Source organism: Streptomyces sp. NPDC093018, from assembly GCF_040684035.1.
Classification (GTDB): Bacteria; Actinomycetota; Actinomycetes; order Streptomycetales; family Streptomycetaceae; genus Streptomyces; species Streptomyces murinus.
On the sequence record NZ_JBFBFF010000006.1, the window covers coordinates 126,829 to 150,314 of the forward strand.

The 23,486-nt window shown below is 74.9% G+C and carries 17 protein-coding genes and 1 pseudogene; 11 read left to right on the forward strand and 7 right to left on the reverse strand.

What is annotated here, in order from left to right:
- Positions 1–18 precede the first annotated feature (18 nt).
- The 3 genes from AB0N90_RS16460 to AB0N90_RS16470 all read right to left on the reverse strand — a co-directional run bounded on the left by AB0N90_RS16460 (position 19) and on the right by AB0N90_RS16470 (position 6,454).
- Positions 19–2,934 (reverse strand): AAA family ATPase, encoded by a 2,916-nt coding sequence (locus AB0N90_RS16460; protein ID WP_365196959.1) that lies wholly within the window; start codon positions 2,932–2,934, stop codon positions 19–21.
- 137 nt (positions 2,935–3,071) lie between these two features.
- Positions 3,072–3,287, reverse strand: coding sequence for a hypothetical protein (locus AB0N90_RS16465; RefSeq protein WP_037657029.1), 216 nt, complete (start codon positions 3,285–3,287; stop codon positions 3,072–3,074).
- A gap of 68 nt (positions 3,288–3,355) precedes the next feature.
- Complete coding sequence (locus tag AB0N90_RS16470) at positions 3,356–6,454, reverse strand: type 2 lanthipeptide synthetase LanM family protein (protein ID WP_365196962.1); 3,099 nt, start codon at positions 6,452–6,454, stop codon at positions 3,356–3,358.
- A gap of 639 nt (positions 6,455–7,093) precedes the next feature.
- On the opposite strand from AB0N90_RS16470, the gene AB0N90_RS16475 reads away from it, so the two are divergent.
- Positions 7,094–7,696 (forward strand): response regulator transcription factor, encoded by a 603-nt coding sequence (locus AB0N90_RS16475; protein WP_232984977.1) that lies wholly within the window; start codon positions 7,094–7,096, stop codon positions 7,694–7,696.
- Positions 7,693–8,313, forward strand: a complete 621-nt coding sequence (locus AB0N90_RS16480; protein ID WP_361673184.1) for a LuxR C-terminal-related transcriptional regulator — start codon at positions 7,693–7,695, stop codon at positions 8,311–8,313. The genes AB0N90_RS16475 and AB0N90_RS16480 overlap by 4 nt, the downstream gene beginning before the upstream one ends.
- A 25-nt stretch (positions 8,314–8,338) precedes the next feature.
- Here the strand turns inward: AB0N90_RS16480 and AB0N90_RS16485 are convergent, their stop codons facing one another.
- From AB0N90_RS16485 to AB0N90_RS16495, 3 genes are all read right to left on the reverse strand, one after another.
- Entirely contained in the window at positions 8,339–9,079 is a 741-nt protein-coding gene (locus tag AB0N90_RS16485) for a peptidase E (RefSeq protein ID WP_365196965.1), read from the reverse strand.
- A gap of 217 nt (positions 9,080–9,296) precedes the next feature.
- Positions 9,297–10,073, reverse strand: coding sequence for a 4'-phosphopantetheinyl transferase superfamily protein (locus AB0N90_RS16490; protein ID WP_365196968.1), 777 nt, complete (start codon positions 10,071–10,073; stop codon positions 9,297–9,299).
- A 139-nt stretch (positions 10,074–10,212) separates the two neighbouring features.
- A complete protein-coding gene (locus tag AB0N90_RS16495; protein ID WP_365197374.1) occupies positions 10,213–10,392 on the reverse strand; it encodes an MbtH family NRPS accessory protein in 180 nt (59 codons plus the stop codon).
- A gap of 316 nt (positions 10,393–10,708) precedes the next feature.
- On the opposite strand from AB0N90_RS16495, the gene AB0N90_RS16500 reads away from it, so the two are divergent.
- The 9 genes from AB0N90_RS16500 to AB0N90_RS16540 all read left to right on the forward strand — a co-directional run bounded on the left by AB0N90_RS16500 (position 10,709) and on the right by AB0N90_RS16540 (position 23,175).
- Positions 10,709–13,033 (forward strand): lantibiotic dehydratase, encoded by a 2,325-nt coding sequence (locus tag AB0N90_RS16500; RefSeq protein ID WP_365196971.1) that lies wholly within the window; start codon positions 10,709–10,711, stop codon positions 13,031–13,033.
- Entirely contained in the window at positions 13,033–14,523 is a 1,491-nt protein-coding gene (locus tag AB0N90_RS16505) for an amino acid adenylation domain-containing protein (RefSeq protein ID WP_365196973.1), read from the forward strand. Before AB0N90_RS16500 ends, AB0N90_RS16505 begins: the two co-directional genes overlap by 1 nt.
- Positions 14,520–15,722: a pyridoxal-phosphate dependent enzyme gene (locus tag AB0N90_RS16510; protein ID WP_365196975.1), complete on the forward strand. Its 1,203-nt coding sequence runs from the start codon at positions 14,520–14,522 to the stop codon at positions 15,720–15,722. Before AB0N90_RS16505 ends, AB0N90_RS16510 begins: the two co-directional genes overlap by 4 nt.
- A complete protein-coding gene (locus AB0N90_RS16515) occupies positions 15,719–15,991 on the forward strand; it encodes an acyl carrier protein (protein WP_365196977.1) in 273 nt (90 codons plus the stop codon). The genes AB0N90_RS16510 and AB0N90_RS16515 overlap by 4 nt, the downstream gene beginning before the upstream one ends.
- Before the next feature lie 107 nt (positions 15,992–16,098).
- Positions 16,099–18,381, forward strand: coding sequence for a lantibiotic dehydratase (locus AB0N90_RS16520; protein ID WP_365196980.1), 2,283 nt, complete (start codon positions 16,099–16,101; stop codon positions 18,379–18,381).
- Positions 18,382–18,551: 170 nt separating this feature from the next.
- Positions 18,552–19,043 carry a hypothetical protein gene (locus AB0N90_RS16525; protein ID WP_365196983.1) on the forward strand — a complete coding sequence of 164 codons (492 nt, stop codon included), beginning with the start codon at positions 18,552–18,554 and terminating at the stop codon, positions 19,041–19,043.
- Positions 19,044–19,123: 80 nt separating this feature from the next.
- Positions 19,124–20,155 carry a UbiA family prenyltransferase gene (locus tag AB0N90_RS16530; protein ID WP_365196985.1) on the forward strand — a complete coding sequence of 344 codons (1,032 nt, stop codon included), beginning with the start codon at positions 19,124–19,126 and terminating at the stop codon, positions 20,153–20,155.
- A 46-nt stretch (positions 20,156–20,201) separates the two neighbouring features.
- Entirely contained in the window at positions 20,202–21,797 is a 1,596-nt protein-coding gene (locus AB0N90_RS16535) for a class I adenylate-forming enzyme family protein (RefSeq protein ID WP_365196986.1), read from the forward strand.
- Between the two features lie 46 nt (positions 21,798–21,843).
- Positions 21,844–23,175: an NAD(P)/FAD-dependent oxidoreductase gene (locus tag AB0N90_RS16540; RefSeq protein WP_365196989.1), complete on the forward strand. Its 1,332-nt coding sequence runs from the start codon at positions 21,844–21,846 to the stop codon at positions 23,173–23,175.
- Between the two features lie 62 nt (positions 23,176–23,237).
- Here AB0N90_RS16540 and AB0N90_RS16545 read toward each other — a convergent pair.
- A pseudogene (locus tag AB0N90_RS16545) lies at positions 23,238–23,372 on the reverse strand (glycoside hydrolase family 11 protein); the annotation flags it as partial.
- Positions 23,373–23,486: the final 114 nt, after the last annotated feature.

Sequence of the window (23,486 nt, forward strand, 5' to 3'; positions counted from 1 at the left end):
GCCCTTTCGCACAAGGCCCTAGGAATCGCGCAGGGCGGCCGAACGCGCGCACAGATCAGCGCGGTTGGCCGCCCCCGTCTTCGTGATCAGGCTGGCGATGTGCTTCTCCGCCGTACGCGGGGAGATGAACAGCCGGTCGGCGATGTCCTTGTTGGACAGCCGCTCCGCGAGCAGCCGGAACACCTCGAACTCCCGGACCGTTATGCCCTGGGCGCGCAACCGGTCCGGGATGCCGCTGCTCCCGGTGCGGTGCTGGCGCACGGGCGCACCGAGCCGGCGCAGCCCCGCCCGGCAGGCGCCCGCGACGGCCGGGATGTCCCGCTCGTGGAAGTAGTGCTCCGCCTGCCGCAGCCAGCTGACCGGATCGCCCCAGCCGTCCTGGTGCGCCGCGTCCGCGATCAGCCGCAGCCCGAGATGCCGGGCCAGCGGATACGGCTCCGCCACCGCCTGCGCCGCCTCGACCGCGCGCACCGCCCCGGCCTCCGCGCCCTCCCGGCCCAGCAGCACGGCCTCCGTGAGCAGCACGAAGTGCCGGTTCCAGCGCATCCGGGCCATCGCGGTGGCGGTGATCTCCGCGTGCCGGGTGCGGTCCGCGCGCCCGGCCAGCACATCCAGCAGCAGCACCATGCCGTGGGTGCCGCTGAGATGGTAGGTTGAGGGGTTGTCCGCCTCCAGCGCCAGCACCGTGCCCAGATCCTCCCGGGCCTGCTCGCGGTCCTCCTCGAGGAGCGCGCAGAACGCCCGGGCCAGACCGTGGCACAGCGGCTCCTCCTGCGAACCGGCCCCGTCCCACTGCGCGAACGCGGCCAGCGCCGCCTCCATCCCGGCCCGGTCGGCATGGTGCGCCGCGAGGACGGCCTGCGCCATCAGGACGTACCGCACGGCGGGCGCGAGCCGCAGCCGTCGTACGACGGGCAGGCACTCGGCGGCGGTCGCGCGCGCGGTGTCGTGGTCACCCCGCAGTACGGCGTCGAGTACGAGGATGCCGTCGACGGTGTGCACGATGTTGACCGAGCCGAGCCGCAGCGCCTCCTCGCGCGCCGCCAGCAGGCCCGCGGTGTCGCCCTCGGCGAGCCAGGCGTTGCCGCCGAGCCGGGTGGCCGCGTACATCCGCTGCAGCGGGAGCCGGTGGCGTTCGGCCGTGGCGAGGGCCTGCCCGAGCATCGCCTCGGACTCCTCCGGGTCGCGTTCGCGGGCCACGGTGGCGAGCAACTCCTGGGCCTGGCAGGCGACCACGGGCAGCCCGTGCCGTTCGGCGGTGTCGGCGGCCGAGCGGGCCAGCTTCTCCGCGTGCTGGGTGCGGTCGGGGCCCGGGGTGTCGAGGGCCAGATAGGCGGCCGTCACATCGACGGTGGCGGCGGTCATCTCGTCCGGCGCGCTCGCCAGCACCTCACGGGCGCGGGCCACCTGCCGGTTGCCGTCGCTCCACCGCCCCGCCGTGTGGGCGACCTTGGCCAGCCGGGCGTGCAGCGTGGCGAGCCGGACGGGACTGAGCCCGAAGCCGCCCAGCAGATGCAGGTCCTCGGCCAGTTCGAAGGCGCGCGCGAAGTCACCGGCCTCGGCGAGCGCCGGCAGCAGGTTCTCCAGGACCGCGGCCCGCCCCTGTGCGTCACCGGCCTCGGCGAGCAGGTTCTCGGCCCGGCTGAGCAGGGTCACCGCGGAGCCCAGCGCACCGGCCGCGAGAGCCCGGCCGCCCGCGTCCGCGAACAGCAGCCCGGCCGCGCCCCGGTCCCCGGCCTCGCTGCGCAGCCCCGCCGCCAACGCGCACCAGTCACCGCCGAGTTCGGGATGCAGCTCCTCGACCGCCTCCGCGCCTCTTCGCGCGAGGTCGGCCCGCTGCCCCGGCGTCATCTGCGTGAACAGGGCCTCCACGGTCAGCGAGTGCCGGAAGGAGTACCAGTCGGGGGCGGGTTCGTCGGGGATCACCAGCCGGGCCGCGACCCCTGCGTGCAGATGGCTGAGCAGCGCGCGGTCGTCCACGCCGCTCATCCGCTGGAGCACGGTCAGCGGGAAGCGGCGGCCCAGCACGGCGGCCGCCGACAGCAGGGTCAGGCCCTGTGTGCCCAGCCGGTCGATGCGGCGCAGGATGTCCCGCGCCAGCGTCGAGGAGACATCGCTGCGCAGATCCCCGACCGCCCGCCAGCCGTCCTGGCCCTGGACCAGGGTGCCCGCCCCGATCATGGTCTGGAGCAGCTCCTCGACCAGGTACGGGCTGCCGGAACTGTCCTCCCACAGCCGCTGGAGCACCGGCTGCGGCACCTCCTGCGGGTCCGCCGCGCCCAGTTGGGCCGCGACCATCTCGTCCGCCTGCCCCCGGGTCAGCGGCGGGATCTCCAGCAGGGTGGCGGCACCGCGCCGGCGCGCGGACTGGGCCAGGTCCAGCGCGTCGCTGAAGTCCGTGCGCACGGTGGCGAGCAGCAGGACGGGCGTGTACTCCAGGTTGTCCACGAGGTATTCGAGGACACCGAGCGTCTCGGGGTCGGCGTCGTGCAGATCCTCCAGGAGCAGCAGCTGGCCCTGGCCGCGCCCGGCCGCGATCAGCAGCCGCAGCACCGCCTCGCCCAGGATGACCATGGAACTGCTCTCGCGCTCACCGGTGTCCCAGTCGGGAATCAGCCGTCCGAGCACCGGCCGGTACGGGCCAAGGGCCAGGTCGTCCATGGACTCGCCGCCCCGGAACAGCGACATCAGCGCCTCGGTCAATGGCCGGAACGGCACCGCCGGGCCCGTGGTGCTGCTGCGGCCGCGCAGCACCCGCATACCGGTGTCGAGCGCGCCGCCCACCACCTCGGCCGCGAGCCGCGACTTTCCGACGCCGGCCTCGCCGACCAGGAAGACCACACCGCCGCGTCCCTGTTGAGCGCCGCTCAACGCACGTTCGAGGAGGTGGAGTTGGGGACCCCGCCCGACCAGGGAAGGCGTATGGGAACGCATGAACGCAGATGATAATCGGAATATCGCGACCTGTGGCAGGTAGCCCCCTCCGGACCGTGCCGCTCCGCTTGGGCACACGGCGGCGCGGACCCGCAAGACGGGTCCGCGCCATCACGCCTGTGGCGGTCGGCGGTCGCCTACCGGGGGGCGGAGACCGACGTGTCGATGGTGCTCAGCGTGATGACAAGGCCGCTGGTGAGGACCATTCCAGCCAGCACCCGGGCGCGGGCGCAGGCGCGGTTGCGGCCCTTGAGGGTGATGCCACCGGCCGCGTCCTGCTCGTCGGCGGCGATCTCGGCGGCGATCTCCGTGGCGTCGGCGGTGGCGGCGGTGGCGGCGAAGTTCTTGTCCATGAGGTGATCCCCTTCAGATGGTCCCGCGCGGGTGGGCGCGGGGGCGGAGGCGGAGAGGTGCGCGGTGGTCAGTTGCCGTACCGGCCGGGGTGTCCCAGGAGCAGGACGGAGGGCACGGTGCCCGGGTGGGCCAGACGGAGCAGCCCGTAGCCGATGCCGGAGAGGCCGGTCAGCAGCCCGGGGGAGGGAACGTGGTCGGGGGTGGCGCAGCGGTGGCCCTGCGCCTCGACGAACGCGAGTGCCTGGCCGGTGCGCAGGGTCAGGGCTTCGGCGGCCGGGCCGTCGCCCCGCTCCGCGAGGACGGTGAGGGCTTCGAGAGCGCCGAGGGCGCCTTGGCCGAGGCTGAGATCGGGCCCGACCTCGGCGTCCCGCAGCCGGGCCGAGAACTCGTGGGCGGCGGCCGGGAGTCCGGTGCGTGCCGAGACGGCGGCCGCCACTCCGGCGAGCCCGTGCGCCCAGGACGGATCCGTCTCCGTGTCCCGTGCCCGCCGGGCCGCGTCGTCGAGCAGGGCCCGTCCTGCGCTCGCGTGCGCCGCGGACCGCTCCGGCCGCGCGGCGGCGTAGCGCAGCAGCGCCCAGCCGATCCCGGCGGCGCCGTCCGCGAAACCGGCGTCCTCGACGGGCCCCGCCTGGCACAGCAGGTCCGCCAGGGCGTCCGCCAGCTCCAGCGCGCCCGGGGTCCCGGTCGCCTCGTGTACGGCGACGGCGGCGGCCAGCGCCCCGGCCCTGCCGCCGGCCAGCCCGAGGTCCGTACACCCGGCCGCCGCGTGGCCGAGCGCGGTCAGCGCGTCCGGCAGGACCTGCGTCAACTCCTCGCCCAGCAGCGCCGACAGCCGGACCAGGGCGTAGCAGATGCCGCCGAGACCGTCATAGGCGCCGGGGCCCGCCGCCGCGCCCAGCTCGGGGTCGGCGGCCAGGGCCGTCAGCAGCGCGGGCAGCGGCCGTACCGCCTCCCGGGCCAGCGCGGTGTACCGGTCGGCGCCGGTCAGCGCGCCGGTGTGGGCGAGGAAGAGCGCGACCCCGCAGTAGCCCTGCGCGAGCCCGGCGCCCATCGGCAGCACCGCCCAGTGCGGACCCGAGACCCGTTCCAGACCGAGCCAGTTGGCACGGCCGCCGTCGCGTACCGCACGGGCGGCGATGTCGTCGGCGATCCCGCACACCGCGGCCAGCAGCCGTGAGGCGTCGGGCACCACGGCCGGTACGGGCGCCACGGCGAGCGCCGACCTCGGCCGGTCCGCCGGGTCGCAGGCGCCCCGGGCGGCCAGCGTCGCCGAGACGATCCACTCCTGGTCGCGGCAGTCGATCTCGTCCATCCGCGCGATCTTCTTGCGCACCGCGGCCAGGCTCGCCTCCGGCAGCACGTCCGCGAGCCAGGTCCCGTCGGCCGCCCGGACCCCTGTCCCGGACGGCCGATGGGTGAACAGGGGGACGTCGCCGCGCCACAGGTCGGCCGTCTCGTGCTCGATCAGCCGCGAGCGCGCCCGGTCGTGCTCGGACTCGGTCCACAGCACGGCGAACACCCCGTCCCGGGCGAGCGCGTCACCGAGCAGCGCCGGATGCGTGGACTCCTCCAGCAGGGTCGCGTACAGCCGGGTGGCACGGGCGATCAGCCGTGCCGGGCTGTCCGCCGCCGTCGTCAACGGGCCGTCCTCGCCGGTCAGTTCGCCGCCGTGCGCCGCGATGGCCGCGTACGCCGTGCGGAAGCCGTCGAGCAGCGCGGCCCGGTGGTCGGCGCCGTCCAGCGGGCGGCCGTCGGGCAGCGGCTGGTTCTGCGCGGCCGGGCTGAGCAGCGGGCCCCGTACGGCGCGCATGGTGTCCAGGCCGCTGTCCGCCCACCGCAGGCCCTCGCTGGGGAAGGTGCCGTCGGTGGAGCGGCCCAGCGCGGAGATGTCCAGCGCGCCGTGCTCGCCGATCAGCAGATGGGGCAGCAGGCAGGTGCGGTGCACGGAGGTGTGCAGGGCGTCCGCGGCCGGGTCGGCGCCGGCCGTCATGGCCTGCCCGAGCCCGGTGTGCAGCAGCGTCTCGGCGTCCACCAGGACCGGCTGGTCGCCGCAGGCGATGACATTCTCGTAGTGCATGTCGGCGCCGTCCACCGCGTAGAGCAGCGCGAGCAGCACGCCCTGGCGGCGGTAGAAGGCGTCGGTCTCGGACACCGAGCGGCACCAGCGGTGGGAGACGAACTCCAGCCAGCCGTAGCCCTCCCGGCGCACGGTGCGCGCGGTGCGCAGCGCCAGCTCGGGGACCTTGGTGTCCATCCAGGCCGCCAGCTCGTCCAGCAGGGCGTGCTGGCCGAGCGGCCGCGGCTTGTACACCACGCGGGCCCCGTCGGCGAAGCGCAGCATGGCCACCGACCGGTTGCCCTGGTGGGCGTCGCCGAGCCCGAGTTCGACGCGGACCAGCGCCCCCGGGTCGCGGCCGTCGAGGAGAGCGCCGACCAGTTCGCCCCGGTCGGCCCGGAAGCGGGCGGCCAGTTCGGCCGCCGCGTCCAGGGCGTCCAGGGCGGTCTGGCCGAGCATCCGGGCCAGCACCGGGTAGGCGGCGAACAGTTCGCCGAGCCCCCGCCGGGTGGCCGCGCCGGCCACGAAGGACGCGAACCGCTCCCGCGAGGTGGCCCCCGTAAGGCGTCCGGCGCGGCGCGCCCCGGCGAGTTCCCGTACGAGGGTACGCGCGGCCAGCCGTACCAGTTGCGAGGTCAGCCAGGCGTTGAACTCGCTCTGCCACACGTTCCGTTCGGTGGCGGGCGTACCCGCCAGCAGGTCGGCGAGGCGCGTGGCGGCCGGGGCGACGAGCGGTCGTACGACGTGGGCGAAGACCTCGGCGCCCGTACCGTCCGTGGCCGGCTCCTCGTGGTACTCGGGGGCGGCGTCCAGGGCGGCCTCCACGTAACGGGCCCAGCGGGGCTCGGCGGCGCGGGCGGCGAGTCGCTCGGCGGGCTCCGCCGCGAGGGCCGCCGCCGTGGCGCCGTCCACTCCGAGGTGCGCCAGCCGCAGCGCGAAGCCGTCCGTGTCCCCGGCGGCCCAGGGGGCGCGAACGGGGGCGTCGGGGTCGGCGGGCGCGGCCGGTCGGCCGGGGGCGGCGAGGCGCTCCGCGAGGGAAAGCGCCGGGGCCCACCAGGCGAGCGGCAGGCCGGCGCTCCGGGGAGTCGGGAGGCTGGCGGTCTCAGTCACGAGAAGAAGGTCCCAGACGGGGGCCGGCCCCCACATGGGGAAGTGACCCCCATATTCTCCCCGGACTCTCCCCAGGGGTGGGGGAGGGCACCCCGGGTGATGGGGAAACCGCAGGTCGGCGCCGCACTACCCATAAGCCCTACGCCCGTCCCCCATAGGCCCCCAGGAGCACCCCCCATGCCCCTACGGCCGCCACCCGCACCCGCGACTACCCAGACGCGCCCCCCATGCGTCGTGACGGGCACCCCCAGATGGCCGACGACCCCCGGCCATGTGCCGGGACATGCCCTTACGGGGGCCGCGCAGGCTCTTAAGGGGCCTCGCGCAAGCCTCTGGAGCCCCCGGTGCGCGCCCTGAGGAGCTCCGCGCACGCCCGTAGGGGGTCCCGCGGCGCCCCTAGGGGGACCTGCGGCGCCCCTAGGGGGACCTGCCGCCCCAGGGAGTCCTGCGTCGCCCCTAGGGGGCCTCGCGCACGCCCTCAGGGGGCCGTCCCCACCATCCCGCGGCGGGCCCGCACCGGAAACGTGGGGACCGACTACCGATGCCCGCCCCCAGGCGGCGACGGCAGGGTGAGCGTCGTACCCCACAGGCCGCCCGCGGTGCTCACCACCGGGCGAACGACCTTGCAAGGAGCAGAAGATGGGAGTTCCCGTACCCGTCGGTGTGGTCGCCCTCGACCCGGTCCTGGAGGCCGGCACCCGCAGTACCCTGCTCGCCTGCCCGGAACTCACCGTGTGCGAGCCCGGGACCGCCCGGGTCGCGGTGCTCACCGTGGACCGGCTCGGCCCGGCCGAACTCGACATGGTGCGCACCACCCGAGCCCACCTGACGCGTCCCGCCGTCGTCCTGGTGGCCGGCGCGCTCGCCTCCGGAGACGCCCTGCACGCCCTCGCCGCCGGCGCCCGGGGCCTGCTGCTGCGCCGCGAGGCGGACGCGTCCCGGCTGGCCCACGCGGTGCTGGCCGCCGCACAGGACGACTGCACCGTCCCCACCGACCTGCTCGAACAGGTCCTCGACCGGCCCGAGGGCGCCGAGCGGGGCTGGGCGGGCGGATCGCTCTCCGACCGCGAACGCTCGGTGCTGCGCATGGTCGCCGACGGGCACGAGACGGCGGAGATCGCCCAGCAACTCGCCTACTCGCCGCGCACGGTGACCACCGTCGTGCACGACATCACCCAGCGGTTCCGACTGCGCAACCGCGCCCACGCGGTCGCCTACGCACTGAGAGCGGGCCTGCTGTGACCGCCACCCTGACCGCCGCACCCGGCGCAGTGACCACGATCCTGCCCCTACGTGTCCTGCCCGCACGGCACGCGGACCGGGTGCGGGAACTCGCCCGCCGCGCCGGTCTCGACTGCGCGATCGGCCACGGACAGCCCGGGACTGTCACCGTCGTCGTCACCGACGACGCCGAACGGGCCCTGCGCGCGACCCGGTTGCCCGGCCCGCTGCTGCTGGTGTGCGACACGGTGGGCCGCGCAGGCCTGCTGGAGGCGCTGCGCGCCGGAGCCGTCGTGCTGCGCAGGGCGGACCTCACCGAGGAGAGCCTCACGGCGGCCGTCCGCCGCGCCGGGGCACCGCACCTGAGCATCCCCTACCCGGAGCTGTCCCACCTGCTGACCACCGGCTCCGGACCCGGCGGCCCCGCCGCGCACGAGGACCGGCCGCCCTCCTTGACGGGCCGTCAGATGTCCGTGCTGCGGCTCATGGCGGAGGGCCACGGCAACGCGGGCATCGCGCAGTTGCTGGACTGCTCCGAGCACACCGTGAAGAACGTCGTCTACGAGATCATGGCCCGGCTCGGCGCCCGCAACCGGGCCCACGCGGTGGCGCGCGCGGTGCGCCACGGACTGATCTGAGATGCGATGGCCAGCGACCCGGGGGTCACACCCCGGGAGTCGGCAGCAGTCGCGGTGTGATGCGCTCCTCCACGGCCCGCCCGTCCTCGCGGCGCACCACGTACGCGCCCTTGTCCGGCAACTCCGCGACGGCCTCGACCAGTTCGGTGCCCCGGTAGACCAGGCCCACCCCGTCGTCGGTGCAGTGCGCCGTGGGCAGGGTGCCGTCGGCGACCAGCCGGTGGATCAGCGGACGCCGGCCCGGGTCGGAGTCGTAGTGCACCCCGTTGCCGTACGGCAGCAGCCCCAACGCGTCCGTCACCGGGCGCAGTTCGGGTCCGAAGGAGTCCGTGGCGCCGCCCTCGAACCAGCAGATGGAACCCGCGCTGACCCCGGCGAGGACCACCCCCGCCCGCCAGGCCCGCCGCAGCACCGCGTCCAGTCCGTGCACCCGCCACACCGCGAGCAGGTTCGCGACCGAACCGCCCATCACCCAGACCACGTCGTGGTCCAGGACCGTGCCCTCGACGTCCTCGACGTTCGGCATGGGGAACAGTTGCAGCGGTGTCAGCTCGAAGCCCGCCACCCGGGCCGCCTCCGACATCCGCGCCGCGACGTGCTCGGCGTCCCCGATCGCGGTGCCGACGTACAGGATGCGCGGTCGCCTGCCGTGCACACCGGAGAGATCGACCGCGTGCCGGACCAGGGCGTCGAAGAGCACCCGGGTGCGTGCGGCGGCGCGATGTCCTCCGGAGGTGGCGACGATGGTGGGTTCCGGGGCGGTCACGCGGTGATCGTAGCGCGCGGAACGTGCTCCGGACGTGGGGGAGTCGTGAAGGCGCGCCCGCGCGGAGGGGCGGGGGCGGGCCCACGAAGACGGGCGGGGGCGGGCTCGCGAAGACGGGCGGGGGCGGGCTCGCGAAGACGGGAGGGGGACAACGCGGCGGGGACCGGTCGTCGGACCGGTCCCCGCCGTCTTCGCGTGCGCCGCTTCGGCCGCGCGCTCACTCGCGCCGCAGTGCCACGGCCGCCGCGTACCCCGCCGGGACGAGGACGTCCCGCAGGCTCCAGTCGGGCGACGGCGACACCGGCCGTGGTCCGGTGCCGACGTGGTCAAGGGCCGGATCACGCACCAGCCCCGTCCCCAGCCCCTTGAGGTACGCCTCCTTGCGCACCCAGGTCCGGGTGAAGGCCGCCTGCCGCTCGTGCGCCGGGAGCCGGGCCAGCTCCGCCACCTCCGCCGCGTGCAGCGCGCACTGCGCGCTGCGCACCGCCTCCACGGTGGCCACGCCCTCCACATCAACCCCGACCGGTGCGCCGGCGAGCGCCACCAGCACCAGGTCCCCGCTGTGCGACAGGGAGAAGTGCACCCCCGAGGTGTGCAGCGCGGGCCGCCCGTGCGGACCCCCGCAGCCCGCGCACGGCTCCCGCATCAGCGGCAGCTCGTCCGCCGGGACGCCCAGCAGGGGGCTGAGCAGGGCGCGCAGCGTCGCATGCGCGATCACATACGCGTCCCGGTCCCGGGGCCGCCTGAACGCACGGGCCCGCGCCCGCTCCTGCGCGTCCAGCAACTCCTGGGCGCGCAGCAGCGATCGGTCGTCCTGGCTGCCGACCTCGGTCAGATACAGCTCCAGCGGACCGCGCAGCGGCCGGGGGCCGACGGGGTACGGCGGGTAGTGCGGACCGGGCAGGTCCAGGAGGGAGGGACACAGCGGGCCGGGGGGCGAGACCGACAGGGGGGTGTCGCTGAGTTCCGCCGGCATCCGGGGGGTCGTGAGCACGCCGCCCGGCTCCGCTGTCGCCGGTAAGCCAACTCGCGTGCCGGACAGCGTTATTGACGGTACGTCACGCACGGCTGGTGTCGGCCGCTGCGTCGGCGGTGCGTTGGCCGGCCTGGCCGGCACCAGGGCCGGCCGGACCTCAGACATCGGCCCCGGCGAGCCGGCGGCGCAGGCTCAACGGGCGCATGTCCGTCCAGACGGCGTCGATGTGGTCCAGGCACGCCTGCCTGCTGCCCTCGTGGCCCTCCCGGTGCCAGCCGGCCGGCAGCTCGCGGTCCGCCCGCCAGATCGAGTACTGCTCCTCGTCGTTGCGCACCACGAGATACCCGTCCTCGGCGCCGGGGCGCGCCTCGTCGCCGCCGCTGCCGTTCGCGGAGTTGGGTTGCGTCACGGTGAACCTCCCGCAGGTGATGGGCCGGCCGCGGATCAGGGTCCGGCGACGCAAGAGTGCCCGGCCCCCGCCCCGGCCGGTCAGGGACGAACGCGCCGCAGTGGTGGCACCCGTTGCTGCCGGAACTTCCCTGGTGACCCACCGCCCCGACGCGGGACCGTGCTGCTTGGTCGCGGGCCGCCCGGCACCCCGGAAACCCCGGGCCACGCGATTTCCCGCGCACCCCATTCGGAAGGAGCACGCGATGTCGGACGAGCACGCACCTGTCCTGCTGCCGGGCGGAGGCTGGCGGCTGTGGGAGCAGTTCGCGCTCCGCGGCCCCGGCTTCCCCGCCGACGGCGTGCTGCGCCTCGCCCCGCCCGGACTCGCCGAGGCCGCCGACAAGTTCGGGCCCGACAGCGAGCTGTCCGGACCGGAGTGGGGAGCCTTCACGGAGAACCTCGCGGCGGCCGCCGTGGAGACCGCCCGCTACCTCCAGGAGATCGCCGCCCGGCCCCGCTTCCAGGCCGCGCTCGCCTGGCAGAACCCCGCCGTCCTGCGCACCGGCATCGCCCCGTTCCTGCGCTGGACCCCGACCGCCGACAGCCGCAGCAGCATGCCGCGGCAGCGCGAGGAGCTGGTCGCGCACTACTGGCAGCGGTTCTGCGTGAAGAACGACACCATCGGCTTCTTCGGGCCCGTCGGCTGGGGTTACTGGGACCTGGTCGCCCGGGGCGGCGTCGCCGTGACCCCCGGCGACGGCTTCCTCGCCGCCCGGGAGGTGTACTTCTCCGGCTGGGCGATCGACGCCCTGGCGAAGGTCCTGGCCGCGGACAGCGCCCTGATGCGCTGGATCCCGCCGCGCCGGGTGTCGTTCGTGCGCTGCGCCGACGGCACGGTCCAGGTGCCCGGCCGCCCCGCCCGGCAGCTCGACGACCCCGAACGCGCCGTACTGGAACGCTGCGACGGCACCCGGCACATACCCGCCATCGCCGCCGAACTCGGCCTGCCCGAGGACGAGGTCACCCAGACCGTACGGGACCTGATCTCCCGCCGCTGGGTGCAGTGGCGACTGGAGGTGCCCGCCGCCACCCACCCCGACCGCGCGCTGCGCGACATCCTGGAGCGCGTCCCCGAAAAGGCGGCGCGAGAAGGGGCGTTGGAGCGTCTCGCCGTACTGGAGCGCGGCCGGGACGCCGTCCGCGCCGCCGGCGACGACGCCACCGCGCTGACCGCCGCGATCACCGCGCTCGAAGCCGACTTCGCCACGCTGACCGACAGCGAGGCCCAGCGCGCCAAGGGTGAACGCACCGCGCCCTGCCGTGGGTTGGTGTACTCCGACGCCCGGCGCGCCGCCACCGCCACCACCGGCGCCGCACTGCTGGACCACCTCGAACCGCTCCAGCTGTGCCTGACCGCCGCCCGCTGGATGACGAACCGCTTCGCCGAGGCCGTCCGCGCCCGGCTGCGCACCGTGCACGAGCGGCTGAGCGCCGGTGGCGCACCGGTCGACCTGGGCACCCTGTGGCTGCACACCCTGCCCTCCCCGCACCCCGACGCGGGCGACCTCATCGACGCGATCCAGGCCGAACTCCGCGCCAAATGGGCCCGTGTCCTCGAACTGCCCGAGGGCGTGCGCCGGGTCCGGGTGAGCACCGCCGAACTGGCCGAACGGGTCCGCCGCGAGTTCGACGAGCCCGGCGACGGCTGGTCGCTGGCCCGCTACATCAGCCCCGACGTGCTGGTCACCGCCGCCGACGAGACCGCCCTCGCCCGCGGCGACGTGGACCTCGTCCTCGGCGAGATGCACTGCGCGCTGAACACCATGGGCGCCTCCCTGTTCGTGCACCAGCACCCCGACCGCGACGAGCTGCTCGCCGAGACCACCCGCGACTTCCCCGGCCCGCGCCTGCTGCCCATGCTGCCCAAGGAGCTGCCCCTGAAGTGGTCCACCCGCAGCCGGCCCTCCCTGGACCGGCCCGAGGACCACTACGTCGCCTTGGTCGACCAGACCGGCGACCCGCACCGCCCGCGCACCGTGCTCAGCGCCGACGTCCTGGTCGAGGACCGGGACGGCAGGCTCAGCGCGGTCCTGCCCGACGGCACCGCGTACGACGTGCTCGACGCCTACGCCAACACCCTCACCCAGCGCGTCATGGACCGCTTCACCCTGCGCCCCGAGGGCGAGCACACCCCGCGCATCACCCTCGGCCGGATGACCGTGGCCCGCGAGACCTGGCAACTGCCCGTCGCCGAGGTGGACTTCGCCGACGAGAAGACGGAGGCCGTCCGCTTCGTGAAGGCCCGGCACTGGCAGCGCCGGCACGAGCTGCCCCGCTTCGTGTTCGTGGTCTCGCCGACCGAACCCCGGCCGTTCTACGTCGACTTCGACAGCCCCGTCTACCTCACCATCCTCGCCAAGGCCGCCCGCAGGCTCGCCCGCAAGGACCCCGGCGCCCGGCTCAAGGTCAGCGAGATGCTGCCCACCCCCGAGCAGGCCTGGCTCACCGACGACGAGGGCAGCCGCTACACCTCGGAACTCCGGTTCGTGGCCGTCGACATGACCGTCGCCGACCCGGGGGAGCGGTGATGCGCACGCTCGCCGACGACATCGCCGCGCACGCCCTGCGTCACCCAGGGCGCACCGCCCTGAGCACCCCGGCGGGCGAGGTGTCGTACGCCCGGCTGGCCACCCGGATCGAGGAGATCGCCCGGCTGCTGCGCGCCCACGGCGCCCGGCCCGAGACCGTCTGCGCCGTGGCCGTCGAGCACGGCACCGACGCGGTCGCCGCCATGGCCGCCGCGCTGCGCTGCGGCGCCGCCTTCCTCACCCTGGACGTGAGCCAGCCCCGCGAGCGGCTGGCGGCCTTCGTCCGCAGCGCGGGCGCCCGGCTGCTGCTCACCCACTGCGCCCTCGCCCCGGCCCTCGAACTCGGCGTACCCACCGTCCTGTTGGACCAGGAGGAACCCCCGGACGGCCCGCTCCCGGACGTGGGCGCCGACCCGCAGGCCCTCGCCTATGTCAGCCACACCTCCGGCAGCACCGGCGAACCGAGCGCCGTACTCGTCGAACACGCGAGCCTCGACGCCTATCTCCGCGACACCGCACGGGCGTTCGGCCTCGGCCCGGACACCGTGGCCCTCCAGACCGCACCGCTCGGCTACGACGCCTCCATCCGGGACACCTTCGTACCGCTGCTCGCCGGAGCCCGGCTGGTGATCGTGGACCGCGCCCGGCTGCTGCGCCCCGCGGAGTTCGCCGCCACCGTCCGCGACCACGGGGTGACCGCGCTGCTCAGCGTCACCCCGTCCTTCCTCACCCACCTCGGCGGACAGACCGACCTGACCGAACCCCTCGCGGGCGTCGAACTGGTCGCCTCCAGCGGCGAGTCCCTGCGGCCCTTCCTCGCCGCCGGTGGCCGCGGGCTCGTACCCGGCCGGCTCGTCAACCAGTACGGCCCCACCGAGTGCACCATGACCACCACCCGGCACAGCGTGCCCGCCGCCCCCGACCACACCACCGACCTCGTCGGCACCCCGCGCGAGGGCACTGTCGTCCGCATCCTGGACGCGGCCCTCGCCCCGGTCCCCGACGGCACGGTGGGCGAGGTCTACATCGGCGGCAGCGGGGTGACCCGCGGCTACGGCGGCCAACCCGCCCGCACCGCCGCCGCGTTCGTCCCCGACCCCCTCGGCCCACCCGGCGCCCGCCTCTACCGCACCGGCGACCTCGGCCACCGGGGCCCCGGCGGACTGCACTACACCGGCCGCACCGACCGCCAGCTCAAGATCCGCGGCTACCGCGTCGACCCCGCCGAGATCGAGGGCGCCCTGCTCTCCCACCCGGGCGTCACCGGCGCGGTGGTCACCCCGCACACCGACGACCTGGGCCGCGTCCATCTGCTCGCCCATGTCACCGGCGCCCTGTCGGACACGACGGACGCCACCCTGCGCCGCCACCTCGCCCGCACCCTGCCCCCGCATCTGATGCCGCGCCGCTTCGTCCGTCTGGAGACGCTGCCGACGACCCGCGCGGGCAAGGCCGACCGCCGGGTGCTGGCGGGCGGGAGGCCGGTATGAGTACGGCCGGGACGACGGGTACGGCGGGTACGGCGGGACGCGGGGCCGATACGAGCGTCACCGGGCTCGGGGCCGGTACGAGGACGAGGACGACCGGACCCGGGGTCGGACCCGGACCCGTCGGGGTCGCACCCGGGGTCGGAGTCGGGGTCGGACCCGGAGCCGGTGAGGTCCGGCTCGGGGCCGCCACCGTGGCGCTGGGCGGGGCCGACCTCCTGGCCGCCGCCTCCCGTATCGCGCCGTACGTCGTCCGCACCCCCCTGCTGCGCGGCCCGGTCACCGCGGCGCACGGGACGGGGCTGCTGCTGAAGGCCGAACACCTCCAGCTCGGCGGCTCGTTCAAGATGCGCGGCGCCGCCAACGCCGTCCTGGCGCTGGGCGCCGACCGGGTCGTCACCGGTTCCTCCGGCAACCACGGCATCGCCCTCGCCCGGATCGCCCGGACGCTCGGCATCCGGCTGACCGTCGTCCTCGCGGCGGGCGCGATGCCCTCGAAGGCCGCCGCCATCCGCGCGCTCGGCGCCGAGACCGTGCAGGTGGGCGGGGGAGTGGCGGAACGGGAGGAGAGGGCCCGCGCCCTCGCGGCCGAGCAGGGCGCCGTCCTCGTACCGTCCTCCGACCACCCCCTGGTCGTCGCCGGACAGGGCACCGTCGGCCTCGAACTCCTGGCCGCGGCACCCGACACGGAGACGGTCTACGTCCCCACCGGCGGCGGCGGACTCCTCGCCGGCCTGTGCCTGGCCGCCGCCGATCACCCGGTCCGCGTCGTCGGCGTCGAACCCGCCCTCACCCCCCGCTACGCCCGCTCCCTGGCCGCGGGACACCCGGTCCGCCTCCCGCCCTGCGCCACCGTCGCGGACGGACTGCGCGGCCAGAGCCCCGGAACCGTGCCCTACCCGATCATCCGGGACCGCGTCGACGAACTGATCGCCGTCGGCGACGCGGAGATCCTCGCCGCCACCACCCTGCTGCACCGCCTCGGCGTCGACGCCGAACCCAGCGGAGCCGTCGCCCTGGCCGGCGCCCTGCGCGCCGGGCGCGGCGAACGCGCCGTGGCCATCGTCTCGGGCGGCAACACCCCCGCCCGGCTGCACACCCTGCACCACAGCCACACCAGCACCAGCACCAGCACGCACACCAGCACCAGCACCAGCACCCACACCCTCATCCGTACCGAAACGAAGGAGCCCACGCCATGACCCCGAACGCCGCAACCGCCGCCCCCGTCACCAACCCCGTCGTCACCGTCGACCTGCTGGTCGACATCTTCCGGGACGTGCTGCGCCTGCCCGACCTGACCGCCGAGACCGACTTCTACGAGGCCGGCGGCGACTCGCTCACCGCGTTCCAGATCACCGGCCGCCTCCAGGAGGTCCTCGGCGCCGACGTCCCGGTCTCCCTGGTCTTCGCCTACCCGACACCGCTGGAGCTGGCCGAGGTCGTCGAGGCCGACTACGGCACCGCCTGACCCGTTCGCCACCGCGTCCCGATCCGCCCGACGGGTCCGTTCCTCCGGCGCGTCCCGTCTCCCGTCGTCGCCCCCGTCCGTCCGCGCTCGCCAAGGAGAGCCGTGCCATGACCGAAGATCTCGTGCCGTCCCTCGGCCGTTGGCGGCTGTGGGAGCAGTTCGCCCTGCGCGGGGCGGGCTTCCCCGCCGACGGCGTGCTGCGCCTCGCCCCGCCCGGACTGGCCGAGGCGGCCGACAAGTTCGGCGCCGGCGAACCACTCGACGGCCCCGAGTGGAGCGGCTTCGCCCGGCTCTTCACGGAGGCCGCCGTGGAGACCGCGCACACCTTGCAGGACATCGCCCGTGCGCCGGCCTTCCGGAAGGCGGTGGCCTGGCAGAACCGGCCGGTGCTCACCTCCGGGATCGCCCCCTTCCTGCGCTGGACCCCGACGGCGGACAGCCGCAGCAGCATGCCCCGGCAGCGGGAGGAGCTGGTCGCGCACTACTGGCAGCGGTTCTGCGTGAAGAACGACACCATCGGCTTCTTCGGACCCGTGGGCTGGGGCCGCTGGGACTCCGGCACCCGGACGGTCGGTGTGGACCCCGGAACCGGACTGATCGCCAAATCATCTGTCTACTGGGCGAGTTGGGGGATCGACGCGCTCGCCAAGATGCTGGACGCCGACCCCGCACTGCATGAGTGGATCGCCCCCCGCCGCGTGCCCTTCCTCGTGCTGGACGGCGACCGGGTCCGCGTCCCCGGCCGGCGCCCCATCCCCGTGCCCGCCGAGACCGCGGCCGTCCTCGCCCGCTGCGACGGCGTCCGCCCGGCCCGGTCCATCGCCGCCGAACTCCCGGACACCGACGTCCCCGCCGTGCTGGCCGACCTGGTCGCCCGCCGCTGGGTGGTCCGGCGCCTGGAGATACCCGCCGACACCCACCCCGACCGTGCCCTGCGCGCCTGGCTGGAGACCGTCGGCGCGTCCGAACCCCGCAGGCGCGGCCTCGCGGCACTGGACCGGCTGGAACGCGGCCGCGCCGCCGTGGCGGCGGCCACCGACGTGGACTCCCTCGTCCAGGCCCTGACCGCCCTCGAACAGGACTTCACCGAACTCACCGACACGGCCGCGGTGCGGGAGAAGTCCGCGTCGACCGCGCCCTGCCGCTCGCTGGTCTACTCCGACACCCGCCGCTCGGCGACCGCCCGCCTCGGCCCCGGAATGCTCGAAGCGCTGCGCCCGCTCAGGCTGTTGATGGACAGCGCGGCCTGGCTCACCTCCGAACTCGCCGCCACCGTGCGGGAGGAGGTCCGCGTCGTCCACGACCGGCTGGCCGCCGAGGGCCCGGTCGACCTCGCCTCCTTCTGGTTCGCGTGCCTGCCGGTGCTGCACGGCGCCGCCCGCGCCAAGTCGGCCGAGCTGCAACGGGAGTTCGCCGACCGCTGGGGGCGGATCCTGGCGGTGCCGGAGGGCGCCCGGGAGGTGACCGTGTCGACGGCCGACATCGAGACGGCGGTACGGGAGCGGTTCGCGTCCGGCGGCGACGGCTGGACGACGGCCCGCTATCTGAGCCCGGACGTCCTGATCGCGGCCGAGGGCACGGAGGCGATCGAGCGCGGCGACTTCACCCTGGTCCTGGGCGAACTCCACATGGCGTCCAACACCTTGGGCGCCTCCCTGTTCACCTACCAGCACCCGGACATGGCCGAACTCCTCGCGCTGACCGACCGCGACCACCCCACCCCCCGTCTGATGCCCCTGATCCCCAAGGAGCACCGCGCCCGCCTGTCGGCCCGGGTCCGCCACACCCTCGTACGGCCCCAGGACCGCCAAGTGGCCCTCGCCGACTTCACCGCGGACCCCGAGCGGACGATCCGCAGCGCCGATGCGACCGTGGAGAACCGGGCCGGCGACCTCGTCGTCCGCCTCCCGGACGGTTCCGTCTTCCCCGCGCTGGACGTCTTCTCCCATGTCCTGACCACCCTGTCGATGGACCTCTTCCAGCTCCTGCCCCAGGCCGACCACACCCCGCGCGTCACCCTGGACCGGCTGGTGGTGGCCCGCGAGACCTGGCGCCTGCCGGCCGCGCAGGCCTCGTTCGCCGACGAGAAGGACGAGGCCCGCCGCTTCGTGGCCGCCCGCCGCTGGCGCGCCCAACTCGGCCTGCCGCGCTATGTCTTCGTCGTCTCCCCGACCGAATCCCGGCCCTTCTACGTCGACTTCGACAGCCCCGTCTACCTGACCATCCTCGCCAAGGCCCTCCGCCGCCTCGCCCGCAAGGACCCCTCCGCCACCGTCACCCTCACCGAAATGCTCCCCACCCCCGAACAGAGCTGGCTCACCGACGACCAGGGCCGTCGCTACACCTCCGAACTCCGCTTCGTGGCCTTCGACACCACGACCCGGCGCTGACCGGGCGAAGACTGGCACATCCGCACGCCCCGGGCGTGCGCCCCCGTAGCGAAATCCGCGAACACCTCGCCTCCGACACTCCGTCACGGTTGGTGATCAAGGAACTCCGAACTGTGATCAACTGTGCCCTGGTCGTCGGGCAACGGGCCCGAGATGTCCAAGGAGTGTTCATGCACAGAGTTGCTATGGGCAGGCGTATCGCCTCCGCCGTCGCCACCGCGTCCCTCGTCGGCGCGCTCGGCGCCGCCGGTGCGGCACCGGCCCTGGCGGCGGCGCCCGCGCCGCTGAGCTTCACCATCGACTACACGAAGAACACCTCCATCCCGCAGTCGCCGAGCCTGGGCGGAGGGTTCGCCGGCAACGGCCCGGTGTTCGACGCCTCGGGCCGGGTGATCGGCCGGACCTTCGACACCTGCGCCGTCGACGGTATCGAGGGCCCGACGAAGATGGACGCGGACTGTGGCGCGTACGTCATCTTCAACGACGGTGACGAGCTCAACCTGAGCACCCAGGCCGTGATCGACGCCAACCCGATGGACTACCCCTACCGGTTCAAGGCCGTGGTCGAGGGCGGTACCGGGGTGTACAACGGCGCGCAGGGCGAGGCCACCGTCACCGCCGAGCGCCCCGGTGTCTACAAGGTCGACGTCAAGTTCTCCTGACGTCGGGAACCGATGTGTGAGGAGCCGCCGGCGTGGCCTGCGGCTCCTCCTTCACCCGCCAAGTGATCTCAGGAGCTTCGGTGAAGCCCTCTGCCCCCGCATCGGCCGTCGCGGTCGCCGAGCCCGGCGTGGGACACGCCCCCGCGGTCCCGCCGCCCACCATCGCGTTCCACCCCGCCCGGCCCCCGCGCCCCCGTCCGACCGCCTATCTCCGGCTGGCCAAGCTCGGGATGGTCGACTACTACCTGAGCCTGATCGTGGTGGTGTCGCTGCTGCCGGTGAGCGGCGCGGGCGTCCTCGGCGCCTCGTCCTGGGCGACCCTCGGGGCCTTCCTGCTCGGCGAGTTGTGCCTGGTGGGCGCGGCCGTCGCGTACGACGACATCACCGGGTACCGGGACGGCAGCGACGCCGCGAACTACGGCACCGACGCCGCCGTGCGCCGGCTCGCCCGCAAACCCCTCCTCGCCGGCACCCTGACCGAGGCGGACGCCCTGCGCTTCGCCCGCGCCGCGATCGCCGCCGGTGTCCTGTGCTGGACGGCGGCGCTGGCGCTCGCACCCCACCGGCCGCTGTGGGCCGTGCTCGGCGTCGCGGCCGCCGGCCTCCTCGTCCCGCAGTACTCCTGGGGCCTGCGACTCGGCTACCACGGGCTCCAGGAAGTGTTCCTCGCCGCCGTCGGCTGGGCCTTCGTACTGCCGCTGTACGGCCTGCTCACCGGCCGGGCCACCGCCCTCGCGGCCGTGGAGGCCTTCCTGTTCGGCCTCGGGCCCCTCCTCTTCGGCGTGTACTCGAACACCAACGACATCGCCGGAGACCGCGCGGTGGGCCGGCCGACCGCCGCCTGCCTCCTCTCCCGCCGCGGCAACGCCGTCTTCATCGGCGCGCTCTCCGCCCTGGAGACCGCGGTGATCGGCACGGCGGCCGTCCTCGGCATCGTGCCCCGGTGGTTCCCGTTCGCCCTCCTCCCCGTGACGGCGGCCCGCATCGCGCAGTTCACGGTCGGCATGGTGCGCGGCGACATCCTGCGCGGCCGGCTGATCGGCATCCGGGCGCACCGGGTCCTGGTCCTCGCCCTGGTCGCGGCCAATGTGCTGTGCGCCGCCACGACGTGATCCGACCGACCCGCGATAGCGGGTACCCGAAAGACGAGCACCTGAGATGAGAACCCTCGAACCCGGCCTGTTCTTCGACGCGTTGGCCGACCGCGGCAGCAGGACCCGGGTCCACCTGAGCCGCCCGCCGGACATCCCCGACGACGGCCGTACGGCATACGGCGTCGAGGACCTCGCCGGCCTGGTGAGCCGGGCCGCGGGCTGGCTCGCCGCGCTCGGCGTCACGCGGGGCGACCGGGTCGCCGTGATCAAACCCAACCACTGGGACTACGTCCTGCTCGCCTGCGCCGCCGCTCGCATCGGCGCCGTGCCCGCGCTGCTCTCCGGGAGCCTGCCGCCCGAGACCCTGCACCTCCTGCTCAAACGCCTCGACGCCAGGGCCCTGGTCACCACCTCGGACACCCTCACGGCCGCACACACCGCGGGCACCGACCTGACCGCCTGCACCCGCCGCACCCTCACCCTCGACGCCCCGGCACCCGGCGCCGTACCCCTCGCGGACGTGCGCGGCCACCACCCGCCGCCGTTCCAACGGCCCTGCGCACAGGCCCCGTTGGCCATCATGCACACCTCGGGCACCACCGGCGTCCCCAAACTGGTCGTGCACACCACCGCCTCGCTGGTCCACCGCATCGCCGCCGCCGAGGCCCGCCGCTGGCCGCTGGTGAGCAGCCGCCCCGACGACACCGTGGCCCAGGCGACGTCGTACGCCCATGGGCGCGGACTCACCTGGACGCTCAGCGTGTTCGCCCTCGCCCCGCGCGAAGTGGTGCTGCTCGACAGCTTCGCGGCCGAGCACGCCGAACCCGTCCTGCGCGCCCACCGCCCCACCGTCCTGGAGGCCACGCCCGCCGCCTATGTGCGCTGGCAGCCGCTCGCCGCGGCGCCGGACAACCCGTTCTGCCGCGTGCGCCTGTTCCTCAACACCTTCGACGCGATCCACCCGCCCACGGTGCGCGCCTACCTCGCCGCCACGCGCCGTCGGCTGCCGCTGTGGGTGCAGGTGTGGGGGCAGTCCGAGACCGGGCCGCTCACCTTCCGCTGCCTCACCCGCCGTTCGGTGCGCGCGGCGGGGGAGCGGCACCCGACCACCCGCGACCTGGGCCGTCCCGTTCCCGGCAAGACACGGCTGCGGGTGGTGGACCCGGCCACTCTGCGGCCGGTGGCACCCGGCAGGACCGGCCTGGTGATGGCCCGTACCAAGGCGCTGTGCGCGGGATACGCCGGGGAGCGGGAGCGGCTGTCGGCCAAGTCCGCGGGCGACTGGTTCGCCACCGGGGACCTCGGCGCCGTCACCCGGTCCGGGCGGCTGCGGCTGCTGGACCGGGAGGTGGACGCGGTCCCGGGCAGCACCTGCGTCGAGATCGAGGACGTGCTGCACGACCGGCTCCCGGACGTCGTCGAGGCGGTGGTGCTCGCCCGGCCGAACGGGCTCCCGCTGCCCGTCCTCGCGACCCGGGACGGAACGCTCGCCCGCGACGCATGGCGCCGGGCCGTCGCCGATCTGCCCCCGCTCGGCGAGCCCGCACTGCTGCCCCTGGACCGGCTCCCGCTCACCGCGACGGGAAAGGTACGGCGCCAGGAGCTGCGGGACCGGCTGCTCGACGGGGCGCCGGCGCCCGGCACCGGACGCTGGACCTGACCCGCGCCGCCGCGCCGTCGTACCACTACACGAGGAAGAACCGCTGATGGCCGACACAGACGTCGATGTCGCCGTGGTCGGAGCCGGGATCTCGGGCCTGGCCACCGCCTTCCATCTGACGCGCACCGGCAGATCGGTGCGCGTGTTCGAGGCGGGCGACCGGGTCGGCGGGCGGATGGCCGGGCGCCGCCACGAGGGGTACGTCCTGGACGAGGGCGCCGAGCAGATCGCCACCCGCGGCTACGACGCCACCTGGCGGCTGATCCGCGCGGTCGGCCTGCCCGCCGACGCGGTCGTACCGGTGGGCGGCCGCATGGCGATCTGGCGCGACGGCCGGGCCCGCCCCGACTTCGGCCATCCGGCGGGGCTGCTGACCGGCGCGGGCATGACCTGGCGCGGCCGGCTGTCCTGGCTGCGCTTCACCGCGACCCTGCTGCGGCACCGCTCGCGCTTCGACCCCGAGCACCCGGAGTCGACACCGTTCGGCGACCTGACCGTGGCGGAGTACGCCCGCCGCCACCATCGCGACCTGTACGAGCGGCTGTTGCAGCCGATGTCCGGCACCTTCTTCGGCTGGCTGCCCGAGCGTTCGGCGATCGGGCCGATGGCCGCGCTGCTGCTCGCCGTCGGCGGCGCGGGAGAGCGCTGGGTGGCGTACCGGGACGGCATGGACACCCTGGCCAGGGCACTCGCGGACCGCCTTGACGTCGTCACCGCCGCCGCCGTCGTCGCGGTCAAGCCGGGCCCGCGCACGGCCCGCCTCGACCTCGCCGACGGCACGACGGTGACCGCCGGACACGTCGTCCTCGCCGTACCCGCGCCCCTGGCACTCGCGCTGCACGCCGATGTCCCGGACGACGAGCGCCCCTATCTGACGGCGAGCACCTACCGCCCGATGCTCAAGGTGTCCTGCCTCCTCGACCGCCCCCTGCCGAGCCCCACCCGCCGGCCCTCCTACGGCCTCCAAGTGCCCGCGGTGGAGGACCGGGTGTTCGCCGGAGCCATCCTCGACCACATCAAGGCACCCGGCCGGGTACCCCCCGGACGCGGCCTGATCAGCCTGTTCGCCTCCCCCTACGCGTCGACGCGGCTGCTGGGCCGCACCGACGAGGAGATCGCGTCCGAGGTCGGCGCGCACGCCGAGCGGTATCTGCCGGGCCTGACCGAGGCGACCCGTACGGCCTTCGTGGCGCGCTGGCCGCACGGCCTGCCGGAGGCGCCACCGGCCGCGCTGCGCCTGCGCCGGGCCTTCCTCCAACGGCCCTTGCGCCGCGTCGAGTTCGCGGGGGACTGGCTGGCCCTGCGCCCCAACAGCGAGGCCGCCGTCCACTCGGCCACGCTCGCCGTGCGCCGGGTCCTCGCCGCCGAGACCGGCTGACGCGAAGGAGGGCCGGGGCGCCCCGGCCCTCCCCTGTGCACGGGGCGCCTCGGTCAGCTCACCGTGATGGTGCCGCCCACCCGCTTGGACTGCCGCACGCTCCAGTACTGGTTGAACGTCGCGGTGCCGATGATGGGCGGCTGGTTGACCTGCTGCGTCTCGTAGAGTTCGTACGTGCCGCCGTCACTGCTCGACGAGCGGGTTGGTGGTCCAGCGGACCTCAGGCTCATGGAGACCGAACCGCCGCCGTTGGTCCAGAACGAGTACCAGTAACCGTCTCGGGAAGGCTCGTGGAGAACCCGGGGCCGCGT